Annotated in this window: 18 protein-coding genes; 12 read left to right on the forward strand and 6 right to left on the reverse strand. The window is 73.6% G+C overall.

Annotated elements, in window-relative coordinates; translation table 11 throughout:
* Positions 1-55: 55 nt before the first annotated feature.
* From AC1WTP_RS07760 to AC1WTP_RS07780, 5 genes are all read left to right on the forward strand, one after another.
* Positions 56-1,057 carry a carbohydrate ABC transporter permease gene (locus AC1WTP_RS07760; protein WP_481648534.1) on the forward strand — a complete coding sequence of 334 codons (1,002 nt, stop codon included), beginning with the start codon at positions 56-58 and terminating at the stop codon, positions 1,055-1,057.
* The gene (locus AC1WTP_RS07765; protein ID WP_481648535.1) at positions 1,054-1,887 is read left to right on the forward strand and encodes a carbohydrate ABC transporter permease; all 834 of its coding nucleotides are present in this window, start codon (positions 1,054-1,056) and stop codon (positions 1,885-1,887) included. Before AC1WTP_RS07760 ends, AC1WTP_RS07765 begins: the two co-directional genes overlap by 4 nt.
* Positions 1,884-3,266 carry a GH1 family beta-glucosidase gene (locus AC1WTP_RS07770; protein ID WP_481648536.1) on the forward strand — a complete coding sequence of 461 codons (1,383 nt, stop codon included), beginning with the start codon at positions 1,884-1,886 and terminating at the stop codon, positions 3,264-3,266. The genes AC1WTP_RS07765 and AC1WTP_RS07770 overlap by 4 nt, the downstream gene beginning before the upstream one ends.
* Before the next feature lie 20 nt (positions 3,267-3,286).
* Entirely contained in the window at positions 3,287-4,294 is a 1,008-nt protein-coding gene (locus AC1WTP_RS07775) for a LacI family DNA-binding transcriptional regulator (RefSeq protein WP_481648537.1), read from the forward strand.
* 67 nt (positions 4,295-4,361) lie between these two features.
* On the forward strand, positions 4,362-4,769 hold the full coding sequence (locus tag AC1WTP_RS07780; RefSeq protein WP_447134231.1) for a RidA family protein: 408 nt from the start codon (positions 4,362-4,364) through the stop codon (positions 4,767-4,769).
* A gap of 149 nt (positions 4,770-4,918) precedes the next feature.
* On the opposite strand, the gene AC1WTP_RS07785 is transcribed toward AC1WTP_RS07780, so the two are convergent.
* Together AC1WTP_RS07785 and AC1WTP_RS07790 are read right to left on the reverse strand one after the other, a co-directional pair.
* Positions 4,919-5,431, reverse strand: coding sequence for an O-acetyl-ADP-ribose deacetylase (locus AC1WTP_RS07785; RefSeq protein ID WP_481648538.1), 513 nt, complete (start codon positions 5,429-5,431; stop codon positions 4,919-4,921).
* 1 nt (position 5,432) lies between these two features.
* The gene (locus AC1WTP_RS07790; RefSeq protein WP_481648539.1) at positions 5,433-6,224 is read right to left on the reverse strand and encodes an EI24 domain-containing protein; all 792 of its coding nucleotides are present in this window, start codon (positions 6,222-6,224) and stop codon (positions 5,433-5,435) included.
* Between the two features lie 154 nt (positions 6,225-6,378).
* Between AC1WTP_RS07790 and AC1WTP_RS07795 the strand changes: the two genes are divergently transcribed.
* Genes AC1WTP_RS07795 through AC1WTP_RS07815 form a run of 5 tightly spaced genes read left to right on the forward strand, consistent with a single transcriptional unit; the run spans position 6,379 to position 11,002 of the window.
* The gene (locus tag AC1WTP_RS07795; RefSeq protein ID WP_481648540.1) at positions 6,379-7,287 is read left to right on the forward strand and encodes an ABC transporter ATP-binding protein; all 909 of its coding nucleotides are present in this window, start codon (positions 6,379-6,381) and stop codon (positions 7,285-7,287) included.
* Between the two features lie 11 nt (positions 7,288-7,298).
* The gene (locus AC1WTP_RS07800; protein ID WP_481648541.1) at positions 7,299-8,033 is read left to right on the forward strand and encodes an ABC transporter permease; all 735 of its coding nucleotides are present in this window, start codon (positions 7,299-7,301) and stop codon (positions 8,031-8,033) included.
* Between the two features lie 12 nt (positions 8,034-8,045).
* Positions 8,046-9,314 carry a sensor histidine kinase gene (locus AC1WTP_RS07805; protein ID WP_481648542.1) on the forward strand — a complete coding sequence of 423 codons (1,269 nt, stop codon included), beginning with the start codon at positions 8,046-8,048 and terminating at the stop codon, positions 9,312-9,314.
* Positions 9,311-9,952 (forward strand): response regulator, encoded by a 642-nt coding sequence (locus AC1WTP_RS07810; protein WP_481648543.1) that lies wholly within the window; start codon positions 9,311-9,313, stop codon positions 9,950-9,952. Before AC1WTP_RS07805 ends, AC1WTP_RS07810 begins: the two co-directional genes overlap by 4 nt.
* 24 nt (positions 9,953-9,976) lie before the next feature.
* A complete protein-coding gene (locus AC1WTP_RS07815; protein ID WP_481648544.1) occupies positions 9,977-11,002 on the forward strand; it encodes a helix-turn-helix transcriptional regulator in 1,026 nt (341 codons plus the stop codon).
* On the opposite strand, the gene AC1WTP_RS07820 is transcribed toward AC1WTP_RS07815, so the two are convergent.
* Complete coding sequence (locus AC1WTP_RS07820; RefSeq protein WP_481648545.1) at positions 10,993-11,907, reverse strand: SDR family oxidoreductase; 915 nt, start codon at positions 11,905-11,907, stop codon at positions 10,993-10,995. The genes AC1WTP_RS07815 and AC1WTP_RS07820 overlap by 10 nt on opposite strands.
* A 77-nt stretch (positions 11,908-11,984) precedes the next feature.
* On the opposite strand from AC1WTP_RS07820, the gene AC1WTP_RS07825 reads away from it, so the two are divergent.
* Together AC1WTP_RS07825 and AC1WTP_RS07830 are read left to right on the forward strand one after the other, a co-directional pair.
* Positions 11,985-12,680: a nucleotidyltransferase domain-containing protein gene (locus AC1WTP_RS07825; RefSeq protein WP_481648651.1), complete on the forward strand. Its 696-nt coding sequence runs from the start codon at positions 11,985-11,987 to the stop codon at positions 12,678-12,680.
* Positions 12,681-12,903: 223 nt separating this feature from the next.
* Positions 12,904-13,806: a GNAT family N-acetyltransferase gene (locus AC1WTP_RS07830; protein ID WP_481648546.1), complete on the forward strand. Its 903-nt coding sequence runs from the start codon at positions 12,904-12,906 to the stop codon at positions 13,804-13,806.
* 46 nt (positions 13,807-13,852) lie between these two features.
* Here AC1WTP_RS07830 and AC1WTP_RS07835 read toward each other — a convergent pair whose 3' ends face one another.
* From AC1WTP_RS07835 to AC1WTP_RS07845, 3 genes are read right to left on the reverse strand one after another with little or no spacing between them, the layout of a single operon-like run.
* The gene (locus AC1WTP_RS07835) at positions 13,853-14,590 is read right to left on the reverse strand and encodes an alanyl-tRNA editing protein (RefSeq protein WP_481648547.1); all 738 of its coding nucleotides are present in this window, start codon (positions 14,588-14,590) and stop codon (positions 13,853-13,855) included.
* 11 nt (positions 14,591-14,601) lie between these two features.
* Positions 14,602-15,489, reverse strand: a complete 888-nt coding sequence (locus AC1WTP_RS07840) for an alpha/beta fold hydrolase (protein WP_481648548.1) — start codon at positions 15,487-15,489, stop codon at positions 14,602-14,604.
* Complete coding sequence (locus AC1WTP_RS07845) at positions 15,486-15,800, reverse strand: DUF2516 family protein (protein WP_124820335.1); 315 nt, start codon at positions 15,798-15,800, stop codon at positions 15,486-15,488. The genes AC1WTP_RS07840 and AC1WTP_RS07845 overlap by 4 nt, the downstream gene beginning before the upstream one ends.
* Position 15,801 lies beyond the last annotated feature (1 nt).

The following is a 15,801-nucleotide window of genomic DNA, read 5'->3' on the forward strand; positions in this document are numbered from 1 at the left end:
CCGGTGGCCGGCGGGGTGCGGGGCGGGCAGGCGGCGTGGAAAGGAGTTTCCGGCCATGAGCGTCCAGCTCGACGCGCGGCCCCCGGTGGCACCGGCAGCCGCCGCCCGGCCCACCCGGGCGCACCGGCTCAGCAGGTTCGACACCAGGTACTCGCCCTACCTCTACATCGCCCCGTTCTTCCTGCTCTTCGCGGTGTTCGGGGTGTACCCGCTGGCGTACACGTTCTGGGTGTCGCTGCACGACTGGGACCTGCTCGGCACCGAGCACGCCTTCGTCGGCACGGAGAACTACGCCCGGCTGATGGCCGACGCCGACTTCTGGCACGCGGTGGTCAACACCCTCGGCATCTTCGTCATCTCCACCGTCCCGCAGCTGCTCGCCGCGCTCTGGCTGGCCAACCTGCTCAACCGGTCGCTGCGGGCCCGCACCGGGTGGCGGATGGCGGTGCTGATCCCGAACGTCACCTCCACCGCGGCCGTCGCGATCGTCTTCGGGGTGCTCTTCGGCCGCGAGTTCGGGATGGTGAACTGGCTGCTCGACCTGGTCGGGATCGACGCGGTCAACTGGAAGTCGGACCGGTTCGCCTCCTGGGTGGCCATCTCCGCCATGGTCGACTGGCGGTGGACCGGCTACAACGCGCTGATCTTCCTGGCCGCCATGCAGGCCATCCCGCGGGACCTCTACGAGTCGGCGGCGATCGACGGCGCGAACCGGGCCCGCCAGTTCTGGTCCATCACGGTGCCGCTGCTCAAGCCGACGATCATCTTCGCGGTCATCATCTCCACCATCGGCGGGCTGCAACTGTTCACCGAGCCGCGGCTGTTCCACTCCGGGACCAACCCGATCCGCGGTGGACCGCTGCGCGAGTCGCAGACGGTGACCATGTACATGTTCGAGAACGCCTTCGCGCCGCACTACAACTTCGGCTACGGCTCGGCGGTGGCGTGGCTGCTCTTCGCCCTGATCGCCGTCGTGGCGGCGGTCAACGTACTGATCATCCGGCGACTCGGCGGGCAGACGCCCGGTGGCCGGGCCGCGAAGGGAGACCTCCGATGAGCCGGCTGTGGCGGGCCAGCCCGCTGACGTACGGCGCGCTGCTCGCCGCCGCGTTCCTGTCGATCTTCCCGATCTACTGGATGTTCGTGGTGGCCAGCCGGTCCAGCGACGCGATGGGGCAGGTGCCGCCGCCGGTCACCCCCGGCGGCAACCTCGGGGCGAACATCGCCCGGCTGTTCGGCAACACCGACGCGTACTTCCTGACCGGTCTGATCAATTCGACCATCGTGGCGACCACCGTCACCGTGTCGGTGGTCCTCTTCTCCACCCTGGCCGGGTTCGCCTTCGCCAAGCTGCGGTTCCGCGGGCGCAACGTGCTGCTGCTGGTGATCATCGCGACCATGATGGTGCCGACCCAGCTCGGCGTCATCCCGCTGTACATGCTGATGACGAAGCTGAACTGGAACGACCGGCTGCCGGCGGTGATCGTGCCGGCGCTGGTCACCGGCTTCGGGGTGTTCATGATGCGGCAGTACGCCGGCCAGGCGGTCAGCACCGAGCTGATCGAGGCGGCCCGGGTCGACGGCTGCGGCACGGCCCGGATCTACTGGAACGTGGTGCTGCCCGCGCTGCGCCCGGCCGCGGCGGTGCTCGGCCTGCTCACCTTCATGACCACCTGGAACGACTTCCTCTGGCCGTACGCTGTGCTGAACGACCCGGAGAACCCGACCGTCCAGCTGTCCCTGCGGGCCCTGTCCGACGGGTACTACCAGGACATGTCGCAGGTCTTCACCGGGACGGCCATCGCAACGCTCCCGCTGCTGCTGGTCTTCGTCCTGTTCGGCCGCCAGATCATCGGCGGGATCATGGAAGGTGCGGTCAAAGCTTGAGCAATCTCCGATTTCCCGAGAACTTCCTCTGGGGCGCCGCCACCGCCGCGTACCAGATCGAGGGCGCGGCCCGCGACGACGGTCGCGGCCCGTCCATCTGGGACACCTTCAGCCGTACGCCGGGGAAGGTGTTCCAGGGGCACACCGGCGACGTGGCCTGCGACCACTACCACCGGTACCCGCAGGACGTGGCGCTGATGGCCGAGCTGGGGCTGCGCGCCTACCGCTTCTCGGTGGCCTGGCCCCGGATCCAGCCGGACGGCACCGGCCCGGTCAACCCGCGCGGGCTGGACTTCTACGACCGGCTGACCGACGCGCTGCTCGACCGGGGCATCGACCCGATCGTCACGCTCTACCACTGGGACCTGCCGCAGAGCCTGGGCGACCGGGGCGGCTGGACCAGCCGGGAGACCGCCGAGCACTTCGCCACGTACGCAACCGCGGTACACGCCCGACTCGGTGACCGGGTGGGCACCTGGACCACGCTGAACGAGCCGTGGTGCTCGGCCTATCTCGGGTACGGCAACGGGGTGCACGCCCCGGGCGAGCAGGATCCGGCGGCGGCCTTCACCGCCGTACACCATCTGCTGCTCGGGCACGGCCTGGCGGCCCGGGCGCTGCGCGCGGCCGGCGCGGAGATCGTCGGGATCACCCTCAACCCGGCCGACGTGCGCCCGGCCGACCCGGCCAGCGCCGCCGACGCCGCCGCGGTCCGCCTGGTCGACGGCCTGCACAACCGGATCTTCCTGGATCCGCTGCTGGCCGGCGGCTATCCGGAGGACGTGCTGGAGCACGTCGGCCGGATCGTCGAGCCGTCCTTCGTCCGGGACGGCGACGAGAAGTTGATCGCCGCCCCGATCGACCTGCTCGGGATCAACTACTACCAGCCCACCTACGTCGCCGGGCGCCCCGGCGGGGCCGGGGGCGGCGGCGCCTACCCGGGTACGGAGGGTGCGGTGGAGTTCCTGCCGGCGGTCGGGCCGCTGACCGACATGGGCTGGATGATCGAGCCGGCCGGGCTGACCCGGCTGCTGGAGCGGATCGCCACCGACTACCCGGGCGTGCCGCTGCTGATCACCGAGAACGGCGCGGCGTTCCCGGACAAGCCGGGGGCGGACGGACCGGACGGCGGGGGCGGCGTCGTCGACACCGACCGGATCGCCTACCTCGACGGGCACCTGCGCGCGGCGCACGAGGCGATCGCCCGGGGGGTGGACCTGCGCGGCTATCTCGTATGGTCATTGCTGGACAACTTCGAGTGGGCGGAGGGCTACCGCAAGCGGTTCGGGATCGTCCACGTCGACTACCTGACCCAGCGGCGCACACCGAAGGCCAGCGCCCGGTGGTACCAGGAGGTGATCTCCCGGAACGGGCTGTGACCAGCGGGGGGATGGCGACCATGACGACGGCGCAACGACCGACGCTCGAAGCGGTGGCCCGCCGGGCCGGGGTGTCCCGGGCCACCGTCTCGCGGGTGGTGAACGGCTCCACCACGGTGGCCGAGCCGATCCGGGAGGCGGTCAACCGGGCGGTGGCCGAGCTGGGGTACGTGCCGAACCTGGCCGCCCGCAGCCTGGTCACCCAGCGGACCGACTCGATCGCCCTGGTCATGCCGGAGGCGGCCACCCGGGTCTTCTCCGACGACCAGGTCTTCCCGGGGATCATCCGGGGCGTCAGCCAGGAGCTGGAGGCGGCCGACAAGCAGCTGGTGCTGATGCTGGCCGGTTCGCCGGCCGGGCACGCCCGGGTGGAGCGGTACACCACCGGGCGGCACGTCGACGGGGTGCTCTTCGCCTCGCTGCACGGCGCCGACCCGCTGCCCGGCCGGCTGGCCCGGCTCGGCATCCCGGTGGTGTGCAGCGGCCGGCCGCTCGACGGTGCGGACGTGCCGTACGTCGACGTCGACCACGTCGGCGGGGTGACCGCCGCCGTGCGACACCTGATCGACGGCGGCCGGCGGCGGATCGCCACCATCGCCGGCCCGCAGGACATGGTCGCCGGGATCGAGCGGCTCTCCGGCTACCGGGGCACGGTGGCGGCGGCCGGGCTGCCCGAGCTGGTGGCGGTCGGCGACTTCACCCGGGAGTCCGGGGCGGCGGCGATGCGGCAACTGCTCGCCGAGCACCCCGACCTGGACGCGGTCTTCGCCGCCTCCGACCTGATGGCGCACGCCGCCCTGCGTACCCTGCGGGAGGCCGGGCGGCGGGTGCCGGACGACGTGGCGGTGATCGGCTTCGACGACATCGAGACCGCCGCCTACACCGAGCCGCCGCTGACCACCGTCCGGCAACCGATCCAGGAGATCGGCCGGCAGATGACCCGCCAGCTGCTCCGGCTGGCCGCCGGCGAGGCCATCGAGACCGCCCTGGTGCTGCCGACCGAGCTGATCCGGCGCGAGTCCGCCTGACCGCTCGTGCGGCCCCGGGCACGATATTCGGTCGAGCCGCCCGCGCGCCCGGCGATAGCGTCGGCCGGTGACGACCCACCTGATCCACGTGCCCGCGCTCTCCGACGTTGCCGAGTACGCGTACGCCGCCACGGTGGAGCCGCCGGCCCGGCTGGTCTTCACCGCCGGCGCCTGCCCGCTCGACCCGGACGGCCGGACGGTGGCGCCCGGCGACCACGCGGCGCAGGCACGGCAGGTGATGGCCAACCTGGAAACCGCCCTCGCGGCGGCCGGCGCGCGGCTCACCGACGTGGTCAAGACGACCGTCTACGTGGCGTCCGGCCGGCAGGCCGACCTGGTCACCGTCTGGGAGGTGGTCCGCGACCACTTCGGCGACCACGACCCGCCGAGCACCCTGCTGGGCGTGGCCGTGCTCGGCTACGCCGACCAGTTGGTCGAGGTGGAGGCGGTGGCCGCCGTCCGCCCGTCGAGCTGAACGGGGTTCGCACCCGCACGGCAGCGGGGGCCTCTCCCGGCGCAGGAGAGGGCCCCGGCTCCGTAGCCCGCCCCGCGACCGCACTGCGCGGGTCGGGCTACGTCGGGTGGAGCCGGTCTCCGGTCTCGCACCGGAACCGTCCCGGGCGCTCAGCCGCCGTGGACGCGCCGAGCGGCCTCATAGCTGTCCGCCCCGAAGAGCACCAGCCGCGCCTCGGTGACGTTCGCCGGGGTCGCGGCGCGCAGCACGGCCAGGGCCTGACCGACCGCGTCCTCGACCGGCCAGCCGTAGATCCCGGCCGACACCAGCGGGAACGCCACCGTGCGCGCACCCAGTTCGTCGGCGACCCGCAGGCTGTTGGCGTAGCAGTCGCGCAGCAGCGCCGAGCGGTCCTCGTCGGCCGACCAGACCGGCCCCACGGTGTGCACCACCCAGCGGGCCGGCAGGTTCCCGGCGGTGGTCGCCACCGCCTGCCCGGTCGGCAGGCCCCGGCCGTAGCGGGAGGCCCGCAGCGCCCGGCACTCGGCCAGGATGGCCGGGCCACCGCGCCGGTGGATCGCGCCGTCGACGCCCCCGCCGCCGAGCAGCGACGAGTTCGCGGCGTTGACGACCACGTCCACCTCCTGGGTGGTGATGTCCCCCTCCACCAGGGTGATCCGCATGTCAGCGCTCCTCGATGGACTGGCCGAGCGACCGGCGGGCCAGCAGCGTGGCGCCGGCGACCGCGGCCGGCATGACGAGCACCGCGCCGAGCGGGATCAGGAAGCAGACGAAGACCGCCACCCCGAAGCCGAGCGCGGTGGGCCGGTCCGCCTTCAGCACCGACCGGCGGTCCGGCAGACGCATGCCGCGCCGGTAGAAGGGCGCGCCGACCAGTTCCAGCGCGAGCAGCCAGCCGCCCACCGCCGCGCCGATCACCGGAACCACGGTCTGCCCGACCACCGGGATGAAGCCCGCCGCGAAGAGCGGGACGCCGATCAGCACCGAGAGGGCCACCAGCCGGACCGAGTCGGCCAGGCTGCGGCGCAGCGACGACCAGAACGCCACGTCGACCGCGCCCGGTGTGCCGCCGAGGCGCTCCTCCACCCGCTCGGAGATCTTCTCGTAGAACGGGTCGCCGATAACCAGGGTGACCGCGGTGAAGGCGAGCACCCCGATCAGGCCGCCGAGCCCGAGGAAGGCCAGCCCGGCGACCACCCGGACCAGGTCGCGCGGGGTCGCCGACCAGTCGTCGGCGAACGGGGTGACCAGCTCGGCCAGGTCGTCGACGAAGAACGCCAGGGTGACGAACGCGGCGACGAAGAGCGCACCGGAGATCAGCGCCGGCACGATGCCGAGCAGCATCAGGCCGGGGCTGCGGACGTAGAGGCCGAGACCGCGCAGCAGCAGCCCGACGCCGGTGAGGAACCGACGGGCGGGGCCGGTCACGGGCGCGGCGAGGCGGGGTGCGTTCACGACCGAGAGCCTAACGGCGGCCGGCGCGTCAACCGGTTGGTGGATCGCCGGGATCAACCCGCGCCGTCCCCCATGATCGCCGTGTGGTCGATCCGCCGCCGCGTCCGCCCGTCCATCCTCGACGTACGGATCTGCAACGGCGGAAGGCGGCACGATGCCGGTCATCGAGGTGACGAACCTGCACAAGCGGTACGGCGACGTGGTGGCCGTGGACGACGTGTCGTTCACCGTGGCGGCCGGGGAGATCTTCGGCATCCTGGGCCCGAACGGCGCGGGCAAGACCACCACGGTGGAGTGCGTCTCCGGGCTCCGCGTCCCCGACTCCGGCGGGGTGTCGGTCCTCGGGCTCGACCCCCACCGGCACGCGGCCCGGCTCCGCCAGCAGGTCGGGGTGCAGCTCCAGGAGAGCCAACTGCCCGACCGGCTGCGGGTGGCCGAGGCGCTGGAGCTGTACGCCTCGTTCTACCGTGAGCCGGCCGACCCGGCCGGGTTGATCGACAAGCTGGGCCTGGGCGCCAAGCGGAACACCGCGTACAAGGACCTCTCCGGCGGCCAGAAACAGCGGCTGTCCATCGCGCTCGCGCTGGTCGGCAACCCCGAGATCGCCATCCTGGACGAGCTGACCACCGGGCTGGACCCGCAGGCCCGGCGGGACACCTGGACCCTCATCGAGCAGGTCCGGGACAGCGGGGTGACGATCGTGCTGGTCACCCACTTCATGGAGGAGGCCGAGCGGCTCTGCGACCGGGTGGCCGTGATCGACCGCGGACGCGTCGTCGCGCTGGACAGCCCGGCCGGCCTGGTGTCGGCGGTGACTCCGGAGCAGCGGGTCCGGTTCCGGCCGTCCGCCCCGGTGGACGACCGGCTCTTCGCCGACCTGCCCGAGGTGAGCGCCGTGCACCGCACCGGCAGCCAGGTGGTGGTGACCGGCAGCGGCGACGTGCTGCACGCGGTCACCTCGGTGCTGGCCCGCAACCAGATCGTCGCCGCCGACCTGCGGCTGGAGCAGTCCACTCTCGACGACGCGTTCGTCGAGCTGACCGGGCACCGACCCGCCGACTGAGGGAGACCGGGATGCACGCCTTCAGGCAGATCCTGAAGATCGAGACGAGACTCTACCTGCGGGACCTCGCCTCGCCGCTGACCACCGTCGCGTTACCGCTCGCGCTGCTGATGGTGTTCGGGCTGATCCCGGCGGGGCGCCAGCCGGAGGCGCAGTTCGGTGGCCTGTCCTTCATCCAGTACTTCGCCCCCTCGTTGCTGGTGATCACGCTCGCCATGGCGGCGGTGAACATCCTGCCCACGGTCCTGGCCACCTACCGGGAACGCGGGGTGCTGCGCCGGCTGGCCACCACCCCGGCCAGCCCGGCCGCGCTGCTGGCCGCCCAACTGGTCATCTCGCTCGCCACCATCCTGATCAGTGCCCTGCTGCTGGTCGTGGTCGGCCGGCTCGCCTTCGACGTACCGCTGCCCCGACGTCCACTGGGCTTCGCGCTGGCCCTGGTCCTCGGTACCGCGGCGCTGCTGGCGCTGGGGCTGCTGGTGGCGGCGGTCGCGCGGACGACCAAGGCGGCGCAGGCGCTGGCCGTGCCGCTGTTCCTGGTGGTCATGTTCTTCGGTGGGGTCTACGTGCCCCGGTTCCTGCTGCCGGACGTCCTGGTCCGGATCGGCGACTACACCCCGCCGGGGGTGCAGGCGCTGCTCGACGCCTGGACCGGCACCGCACCGCACCCGGCGCACCTGGCGGTGATGGCGGTGGTCGCCCTGCTCGCCGGTACGGTGGCGGCGAAACTGTTCCGCTGGGAATGAGCCGGGGGTCCGATGACCAGCACCGCCGAGCAGGTCGACCGGCTGGCCGCCTGGGAGGCCCGGGAGGCGGGGCTCCACCGGGTGGTGCCCTACGTGGGGCTGGCCGTCGGGGCACTGCTGACCACCGCCGCGCCGGCGCCCGGAGCCCTCCCGCTGGCCCATCACCTGCTCGTCGGCGCGGCCGCGGCCTGCTGGGTCGCCTGGTTCGTCAACCTGCACCCCGGTTGGGTGACCCGGCGCACGCTGATGGCGGTCTACTACCTCGGGCTGCTCGCGTTCGCCACCGTGCTGGTGCTGGGCAGCCCGTGGTACGGCTTCTTCGCCTGGGCCGGTTTCCTGCACACGTTCGTGCTGCCCGGCAACTGGCGGTTCGCCGGGGTGGCCGCGTCGGCCGTGCTGGTGGCCACCGCGCAGAGCGCGGGCCTGCCGTCCTCACTGTCGCACTGGCTGCTCTGGTGCGTGCTCGTGCTGTTCAACGTGGGCGTGGCCGGCGGGGTGACCTGGTTCGGCACCATCACCGACCGGCAGAACACCAACCGCAAGCGGCTGGTCGAGGAGCTGGCCGAGACGAACCGCCGGCTGGCCGAGACGATGCGGGAGAACGAGGGGCTGCACGCCCAACTGCTCACCCAGGCGCGGGAAGCCGGGGTGACCGACGAGCGGCAGCGGATGGCCCGGGAGATCCACGACACCCTGGCCCAGGGCCTCACCGGCATCATCACCCAGCTGGAGGCCGCCGGGCAGGCCCGGGACCGCCGGTCCGACTGGCAGCGGCACGTGGACACCGCGGTCGCCCTGGCCCGGGAGAGCCTCACCGAGGCGCGCCGCTCGGTGCGGGCGGTCCGCCCCGGGGCGCTGGAGGCCGCCCGGCTGCCCGAGGCGATCGCCGAGCTGACCGGGCGCTGGTCGACGATCAACGAGGTCCGCGCCGACGTCAGCGTCACCGGCGAGGCGCGCCCGCTGCACCCGGAGGTCGAGGTGACCCTGCTGCGCGCCGCCCAGGAGGCGCTGTCCAACGTGGCCCGGCACGCGAAGGCGTCCCGGGTCGGGCTGACCCTGTCGTACATGGGCGACGTGGTCACCCTGGACGTCCGGGACGACGGGGTGGGCTTCGCGGTCACCGATCCGCCCGCCCCCCGCCGGCCGGACGGCGGCTACGGGCTGACGGTCATGCGGCAGCGGGTGGCCGGGGTCGGCGGCGAGCTGGCCGTCGAAAGTGAGCCGGGCGGCGGCACCGCCGTCTCGGCGTCCGTGCCCGCACTTCCCGGAGGTGCCGGTTGACCGCCCCGGTCCGGCTGCTGATCGTCGACGACCACCCGGTGGTGCGGGACGGGTTGCGCGGCATGTTCACCGGCGACCCCGGCTTCGAGGTGGTGGGCGAGGCCGGCGAAGGGGCCGAGGCGCTCGCGCTCGCCGCCCACCTGCACCCCGACGTGGTGCTGATGGACCTGCGGATGCCCGGGATGGACGGGGTGACCGCGATCGGCCGGCTGGCCCGGGCCGGCAGCAGCGCCCGGGTGCTGGTGCTCACCACCTACGACACGGACGCCGACGTGCTGCCGGCGATCGAGGCCGGCGCCACCGGCTACCTGCTCAAGGACGCGCCCCGCGACGAGCTGGTCCGGGCGGTGCGGGCCGCCGCGCGGGGTGAGGCGGTGCTCTCCCCCAGCGTGGCCGGCCGGCTGATGGGGCGGCTCCGCGGGCCCGCCGAGGAGCCGCTGAGCCAGCGCGAGCTGGAGGTGCTCACCCTGGTGGCGAAGGGCTCGTCCAACCGGGAGGCGGCCGCCCGGCTGTTCATCAGCGAGGCCACGGTGAAGACCCACCTGCTGCACGTCTACGCCAAGCTCGGGGTCAACGACCGGGCCGCCGCGGTGGCCGCCGCGTACGACCGGGGCCTGCTCACCCCCGGCGGGCGCTGAGCGCCGCCGGGGCAGGATGGACGGGTGCGCGCGTCCCGGTTGATCTCCCTGGTCCTGCTGCTCCAGGCGCGGGAGACGATGACCGCCGCGGAGCTGGCCCGGGAGCTGGAGGTCTCCGAGCGGACGGTCTACCGTGACGTGCTGGCGCTCTCCGCCGCCGGCGTGCCGGTCTACGCCGACCGGGGCCGGGCCGGCGGCTACCGGTTGCTCGGCGGCTACCGGACCCGGCTGACCGGGCTGACCCGGGACGAGGCGGAGGCGCTCTTCCTGGCCGGGCTGCCCGGCCCGGCCGGCGACATGGGCCTCGCCGACGCGGTCGCGGCCGCCGAGCTGAAGGTGCTGGCCGCGCTCCCGCCGGCGCTGCGGGACGCGCCGGCCCGCACCGGGCAGCGGTTCCACCTGGACGTGCCGGGCTGGTTCCGGGAGACCGGGCCGCCGCGGTGGCTGAGCGAGCTGGCCGGCGCGGTCTGGCGCGACCGGGTGGTCGAGCTGCGCTACCGGCGCGGCGACCGGGAGGTCACCCGGGAGCTGTCCCCCTACGGCCTGGTGCTCAAGAGCGGCACCTGGTACCTGGTCGGCCGGGTCGACGACGGGTACCGGACGTACCGGGTGGACCGGGTCACCGCCGTCGAGGTGCGGGCGGAGACCTTCGACCGGGACGAGCGCTTCGACCTGGCCGGGTACTGGCGGGAGCAGGCCGAGGCGTTCCTGCGGAGCATGCTGCGGGACCGGATCACCGTCCGGCTCAGCCCCGCCGGCCTGCGCCGGCTCCGGCACGCCGCCGACGCCCCCTTCGCGTACGAGGAGGCGGTGGCCGCCGCCGGGGAACCCGACGGAGAGGGCTGGGTGGTGACCCGGCTGCCCGTCGAGTCCGTCGAGGTGGCGTACACCCAGTTGCTGGGGCTGGGGCCGGAGGTGGAGGTGCTCGACCCGCCCGGCCTGCGGGCGTGGCTCGCCGACGCCGCGGCCCGTACCGTCGCCCGCTACGCGGGGTCACCTCCGCCCTCGCCGGGTGCCGCGGCCGGGCACGACGGCACCGGTCAGCGGTAGCCGGTGACGTCGGCCGGCTTGCCGGGGTCCTGCACCTCCACCAGGTAGCGCCAGGCGTCCGGCTGGCTGCCGTCGAGGTCGGTGAAGCCGTACACCTTGGCCAGCTCGCCGCTGGACACCGACCGCCCGTTCCACCGGGCCCGGTCCTCGTCGGCGGCCAGCGCGGCGACCGCGCGGCCGACGAACGCCGGCGACTCCGAGATGGCGAAGTGCGGTTGCTTGTCCAGGGCGTCCCGCCAGTTCTCCTCGGTTACGCCGAAGAGCTCCAGCATCGACTCCGACCGCAGCCAGCCCGGGGTGAGCGCGACCGAGGTGCAACCGTGCGGCTTCAGCTCGTGCGCCCAACTCGCCGCGAGCCGGTTCACCGAGACCTTCGCCAGGTCGTAGAAGACCGAGAGCCGGTAGTTGGCGTCGTTGTACTCCTTCGTGCCGTCGCCGATCTCCACCACCAGCCCGCCGGGACGGCGGATCAGCAGCGGCAGCGCGAAGTGACTGGTGATGATGTGCGTGTCGACCGCCAGCCGCAACGTCCGGAAGCCGGCCTCCAGCGGCTGCTCCCAGACCGGCTTCTCCCAGGTGATCAGCGGATCGCTGCCCCAGATGTCGTTGACCAGCACGTCCAGCCGGCCACGCTCGGCGTCGATCCGGGCCACCAGGTCGCGGACCTGCTCGGGGACCAGGTGGTCGACCACGACCGGGACACCCTCGCCGCCGGCCGCGGTGACCAGCTCGGCGGTCTCCTCGATGGTCTCCGGCCGGTCCATCTCCGACCGGCCGGCCCGGCTGCTGCGCCCGGTGGCGTAGACGGTGGCCCCGGCCGCGCCGAGCTGCACCGCGATCTGCCGCCCGGCGCCGCGGCTCGCGCCGGCCACCAGCGCGATCTTTCCTGTCAGCGGTTTCGTCATGCGGCCAGCGTGTCAGCAATACCTGACAGCCGAAGTCGGGTTTGGCGCACCGGGTGTCATCCGTCATGCTCGCCGGCATGCACCTGCTGCTCGCCGGCATCGTCGGCTCGGTCGCGTACGGGCTGGCCCGGCCCGGTTCGGACGTGGACCGGATCGGCGTGTTCGCGGCGCCCACGGTCGCCTTCCACGGCCTGCACCCGCCCCGCGAGTCGGTGGTCACCACCGACCCGGACGTCACCCTGCACGAGGCCGCGAAGTACGCGAAGCTGGGATTGAGCGGCAACCCGACCGCCACCGAGCTGATGTGGCTGCCGGACGACTGCTACGAGACCCGGACGGAGTTCGGCGAACGGCTGATCGGCATCCGCGCGGCCTTCCTCAGCGCGCCCCGGGTCCGCGACGCGTATCTGGGCTACGCCGGCCGGCAGTTCCGCAGGCTGGAGTCGCGCGGCGACGGCACGTTCTCCGCCGACACCCGGCGCCGGACCGCCAAGCACGCCCGGCACCTGGCCCGGCTGGTGCACCAGGGCCGGCTGCTCTACGCCACCGGGGTGCTGGAGATCCGGCTCGCCGACCCGGAGTGGTTCCGGGCGTTCGGCGAACGGGTCGCCGGCGGCGAACTGGACGAGGCCCGGGCGCTGCTGGCCGACGCCGAGCGGGACTTCGACCGGATCCGCACCCCGCTGCCGGACCGGCCGGACGAGGCCACGGTCGAGCGCTGGCTGCTCGACGTCCGCGCCGCCCACCTGCCGCCGGAGGTGACCGGACGCTGACCCGCCCGGCCGCCGGCTGTCGGCGGCGGACGCCGTGGAGGCGTCCTGCGCGCGGGGCGGGTAAATCGGTTTGACGGGCCACCACGGCCGCCTGGTAGCGTCCCCGCACGCCCTCGTCGACGGGAAGGGAGGTGAGCACCGTGTCCACGACATCGTTGTGCTCCCGCCCGGTCACGAGGGCGCCACGGTCCTGAGCCGGGAGCACGAAACCCGGAAGGATCCCATGACCGACCTGGTCATCCGCCCGCTCACCGCGGGCGAGGAAGCACTGTTCGACTCCCTGCCGCACACCAAGCTGGTCGGGCGCGCCGCCTTCGGCGACACCTACTCCGAGATGGCCGCGGCCGGCCAGTACCGTCCCGAGTGGAGCTGGGTCGCCCTGCGCGCCGGCACCGTGGTGGCCCGGGCCGCCTGGTGGGGCGGGCCGGACGACGAATCGCCGCTGGCCCTCGACTGGTTCGACTTCACCGACCGCGAGGCCGCGGTCCGGCTGCTGCGCACCGCGCCGCTGCGGGCCGAGTACTCGCTCTCCCTGCCGCCCGGCTGGCGGGACGACCCGGCGGTCCGCGCGGAGGCGCAGGCCCGGATCGACGCCGCGATCGACGCCGGCATGGCACCACTGGTCGAGCGGTACCGGTACCGCTGGACGCCGGAGTGCGGGCTGCCCGCCCGACCCGGCCGGCTGGAGTTCCGCCCGGAACCGGACGACGCGGTGATCCTCGACGTGCTGCGCCGGGTGGGCGAGGGAAGCCTCGACGCGCACACCCGGCACACCGCCACCGAGCACGGGCCGGACGCGGCGGCGCGGGAGGAACTGGACCTGCTGCGCTGGCTGCCGAGCCCGCGCGACTGGTGGCGGCTGGCCTGGACGCCCGAGGGCGAACTGGTCGGCATCACCGTGCCGGCGCGCAACCACAGCGATCCGATCGTCGGCTTCGTCGGCGTGGTTCCCGGGCAGCGCGGGCACGGCTACGCGTACGACCTGCTGGTCGAGGCCACCCACCTGCTCGTCGAGGCGGGGGTGGAGGTGATCGTGGCGGCCACCGACCAGACCAACCACCCGATGGCGGCCGCCTTCGCCCGGGCCGGCTATCCGGTCGAGCGGGAACGGATCGACCTGGTGTGAGCCGGTGACCTCCCGGCGCCGGGGTGTCCCGGCGCCGGGAGACCGGTCAGTCCACCAGGCGTACCCGGACCCGGCGGTTGGCCCGGCCCTTGCTCTCCACCTTCACCACCTGCACCTTGCCGATCTGCGCGGTCGAGGCGACGTGCGTGCCGCCGTCGGCCTGCACGTCCAGGCCGACGATGTCGACGATCCGGACCTCCTGCTCGTCCGGCGGGATCAGGTTGGACTGGGTGCGGATGATGTCCGGCAGGGCGAGCGCCTCGGCCCGGGGCAGCACCCGGACGGCCACCGCCCGGTCGGCGGCCACCTCGGCGTTGACCAGTTCCTCAATCCGGCTCTTGAAGTCGGGTGGCACCTCGGGCAGGTTGAAGTCCATCCGGGCCTCACCCGGTTCCATGTTGCCGCCGGTGACCAGCGCGCCGAAGTCGCGGAACACGACGCCGCAGAGCACGTGCAGCCCCGAGTGGGTGCGCATCAGGCGGGTGCGCCGCTCGTCGGCGACCGCGCCGGTCACCGGGGTGCCGGCCGGCGGCAGCGGGTCACCCTCGGCCGGGATCAGCCAGAGGTCGTCGCCCTTGCGGGTGCCGACGATCCGGGTCTGCACCCCCTGCCAGAGCAGTACGCCGTGGTCCGGCGGCTGGCCGCCGCCGCCCGGGTAGAACGCCGACCGGTCGAGCACGATGCCCTGCTCCGGGTCGGCGTGCAGCACCGTGCACCGCCACTCCCGCAGGGTCGGGTCGGCGAGGTCCAGCCGGTGCGTACGTCCGTGGTGTGTGACGCCCATGACAGGGCAGGTTACTCGTTGAGGAAGGCGGATATCCGCGACCGCAGGTCGGCGCGTTCGGTCCAGAGCACGCCGGGCCGGTCGTACACGTGCAGGGTGGCCGCCGGCAGCGCGGCCGCGAGCTGCTCGGCCACCTCCACCGGGTGCAGGTCGTCGCCGGCGCACCCGATCACCAGGACGGGCGCGGTCACCGCGGCCAGCGCTCCGGCGTCGCGCAACGGCACCTGCTCGGGCAGGCTGGCCAGCCCGGGGGCGAGCCCGTCGCGGAGCAGCTGGTCCAGCCGCTGGCGCAGGTACGCCCAGCCGGCGGGAGTGTTGCGCACGCCCGGGGGCAGCTCCACCGAGACCACCTCGGCGACCGCCGAGGCGTCGCCACTCTCCACCGCGTCGAGCAGCGCGGTCAGCCGGGCCCGGGCGACCTCGCCACGCGGCCGGTCGAGCACCGCCGGCAGGAAGAAGACCAACCGCTCGAACCGTTCCGGGCTCTCGACGAGCAGCCGGCAGAGCGCACCCGCGCCGAGGCTCGCACCGAAGGCCCGGGTGGCGCCGCCGAGGTCGGCGACCGCCCGCAGGTCGCGGGCGAGGTCGAGGTAGCTCCACGGCCCGGGTGGCGCGTCGGAGCGGCCGTGCCCGCGGAACTGGAAGAAGAGCTTGCGGCCGGTGACGCCGCTGCCGAACGGCCGGGTGGTGGCGATGCCGTTGGCCAGGCCGTGGGCGAACACGGTGACCGGGTCACCGGTCCCGGTGACCAGCCGTTCCAGCCGTACGCCGTGTGGCGTGGCGACCAGCTCGGTCTCCGGTTCGGGCAGGGCCGGCCGCCCGGTACGCGGACCGCCCGGCCCCGGACCCCAGGTGCGGGGCCCGCCGTCCGGCGGGGGTGGCCAGCGGAAGCCTCTCACCAGAACCCTTTGCCGTCGCTGAGGTCGCGCAGCCCGACCCGGACGTCGAGCAGGTAGATGAGCGCGGCCGCGATGCCGATCAGTCCGAAGAGGCTGATCGGGCCGAACCCGAGCAGGGTCAGCACCAGGCAGACCGCCAGGATGGCGATCCAGCCGCCCTTGGGCAGCGTGCCGATGGCGGGGAAGGCGTCGGATCGCTGGGTGATGGCGTGCACCAGCGCGACGCCCTGGATGATCAGCGCGAAGACGAGCAGGATCAGCTCGATCACGTAGCGGACTTCGAAGGCGAAGATCGGCGCGGCGTTGGCCATG

This window comes from Micromonospora sp. R311 (assembly GCF_056780015.1).

Coding starts and splice junctions, on each gene's coding strand:
- AC1WTP_RS07760 (WP_481648534.1), top strand. CDS start 56: ATGAGCGTCCAGCTCGACGCGCGGCCCCCGGTGGCACCGGCAGCCGCC.
- AC1WTP_RS07765 (WP_481648535.1), top strand. CDS start 1,054: ATGAGCCGGCTGTGGCGGGCCAGCCCGCTGACGTACGGCGCGCTGCTC.
- AC1WTP_RS07775 (WP_481648537.1), top strand. CDS start 3,287: ATGACGACGGCGCAACGACCGACGCTCGAAGCGGTGGCCCGCCGGGCC.
- AC1WTP_RS07785 (WP_481648538.1), bottom strand. CDS start 5,431: ATGCGGATCACCCTGGTGGAGGGGGACATCACCACCCAGGAGGTGGAC.
- AC1WTP_RS07795 (WP_481648540.1), top strand. CDS start 6,379: ATGCCGGTCATCGAGGTGACGAACCTGCACAAGCGGTACGGCGACGTG.
- AC1WTP_RS07800 (WP_481648541.1), top strand. CDS start 7,299: ATGCACGCCTTCAGGCAGATCCTGAAGATCGAGACGAGACTCTACCTG.
- AC1WTP_RS07805 (WP_481648542.1), top strand. CDS start 8,046: ATGACCAGCACCGCCGAGCAGGTCGACCGGCTGGCCGCCTGGGAGGCC.
- AC1WTP_RS07820 (WP_481648545.1), bottom strand. CDS start 11,907: ATGACGAAACCGCTGACAGGAAAGATCGCGCTGGTGGCCGGCGCGAGC.
- AC1WTP_RS07825 (WP_481648651.1), top strand. CDS start 11,985: ATGCACCTGCTGCTCGCCGGCATCGTCGGCTCGGTCGCGTACGGGCTG.
- AC1WTP_RS07830 (WP_481648546.1), top strand. CDS start 12,904: ATGACCGACCTGGTCATCCGCCCGCTCACCGCGGGCGAGGAAGCACTG.
- AC1WTP_RS07835 (WP_481648547.1), bottom strand. CDS start 14,590: ATGGGCGTCACACACCACGGACGTACGCACCGGCTGGACCTCGCCGAC.
- AC1WTP_RS07845 (WP_124820335.1), bottom strand. CDS start 15,800: ATGGCCAACGCCGCGCCGATCTTCGCCTTCGAAGTCCGCTACGTGATC.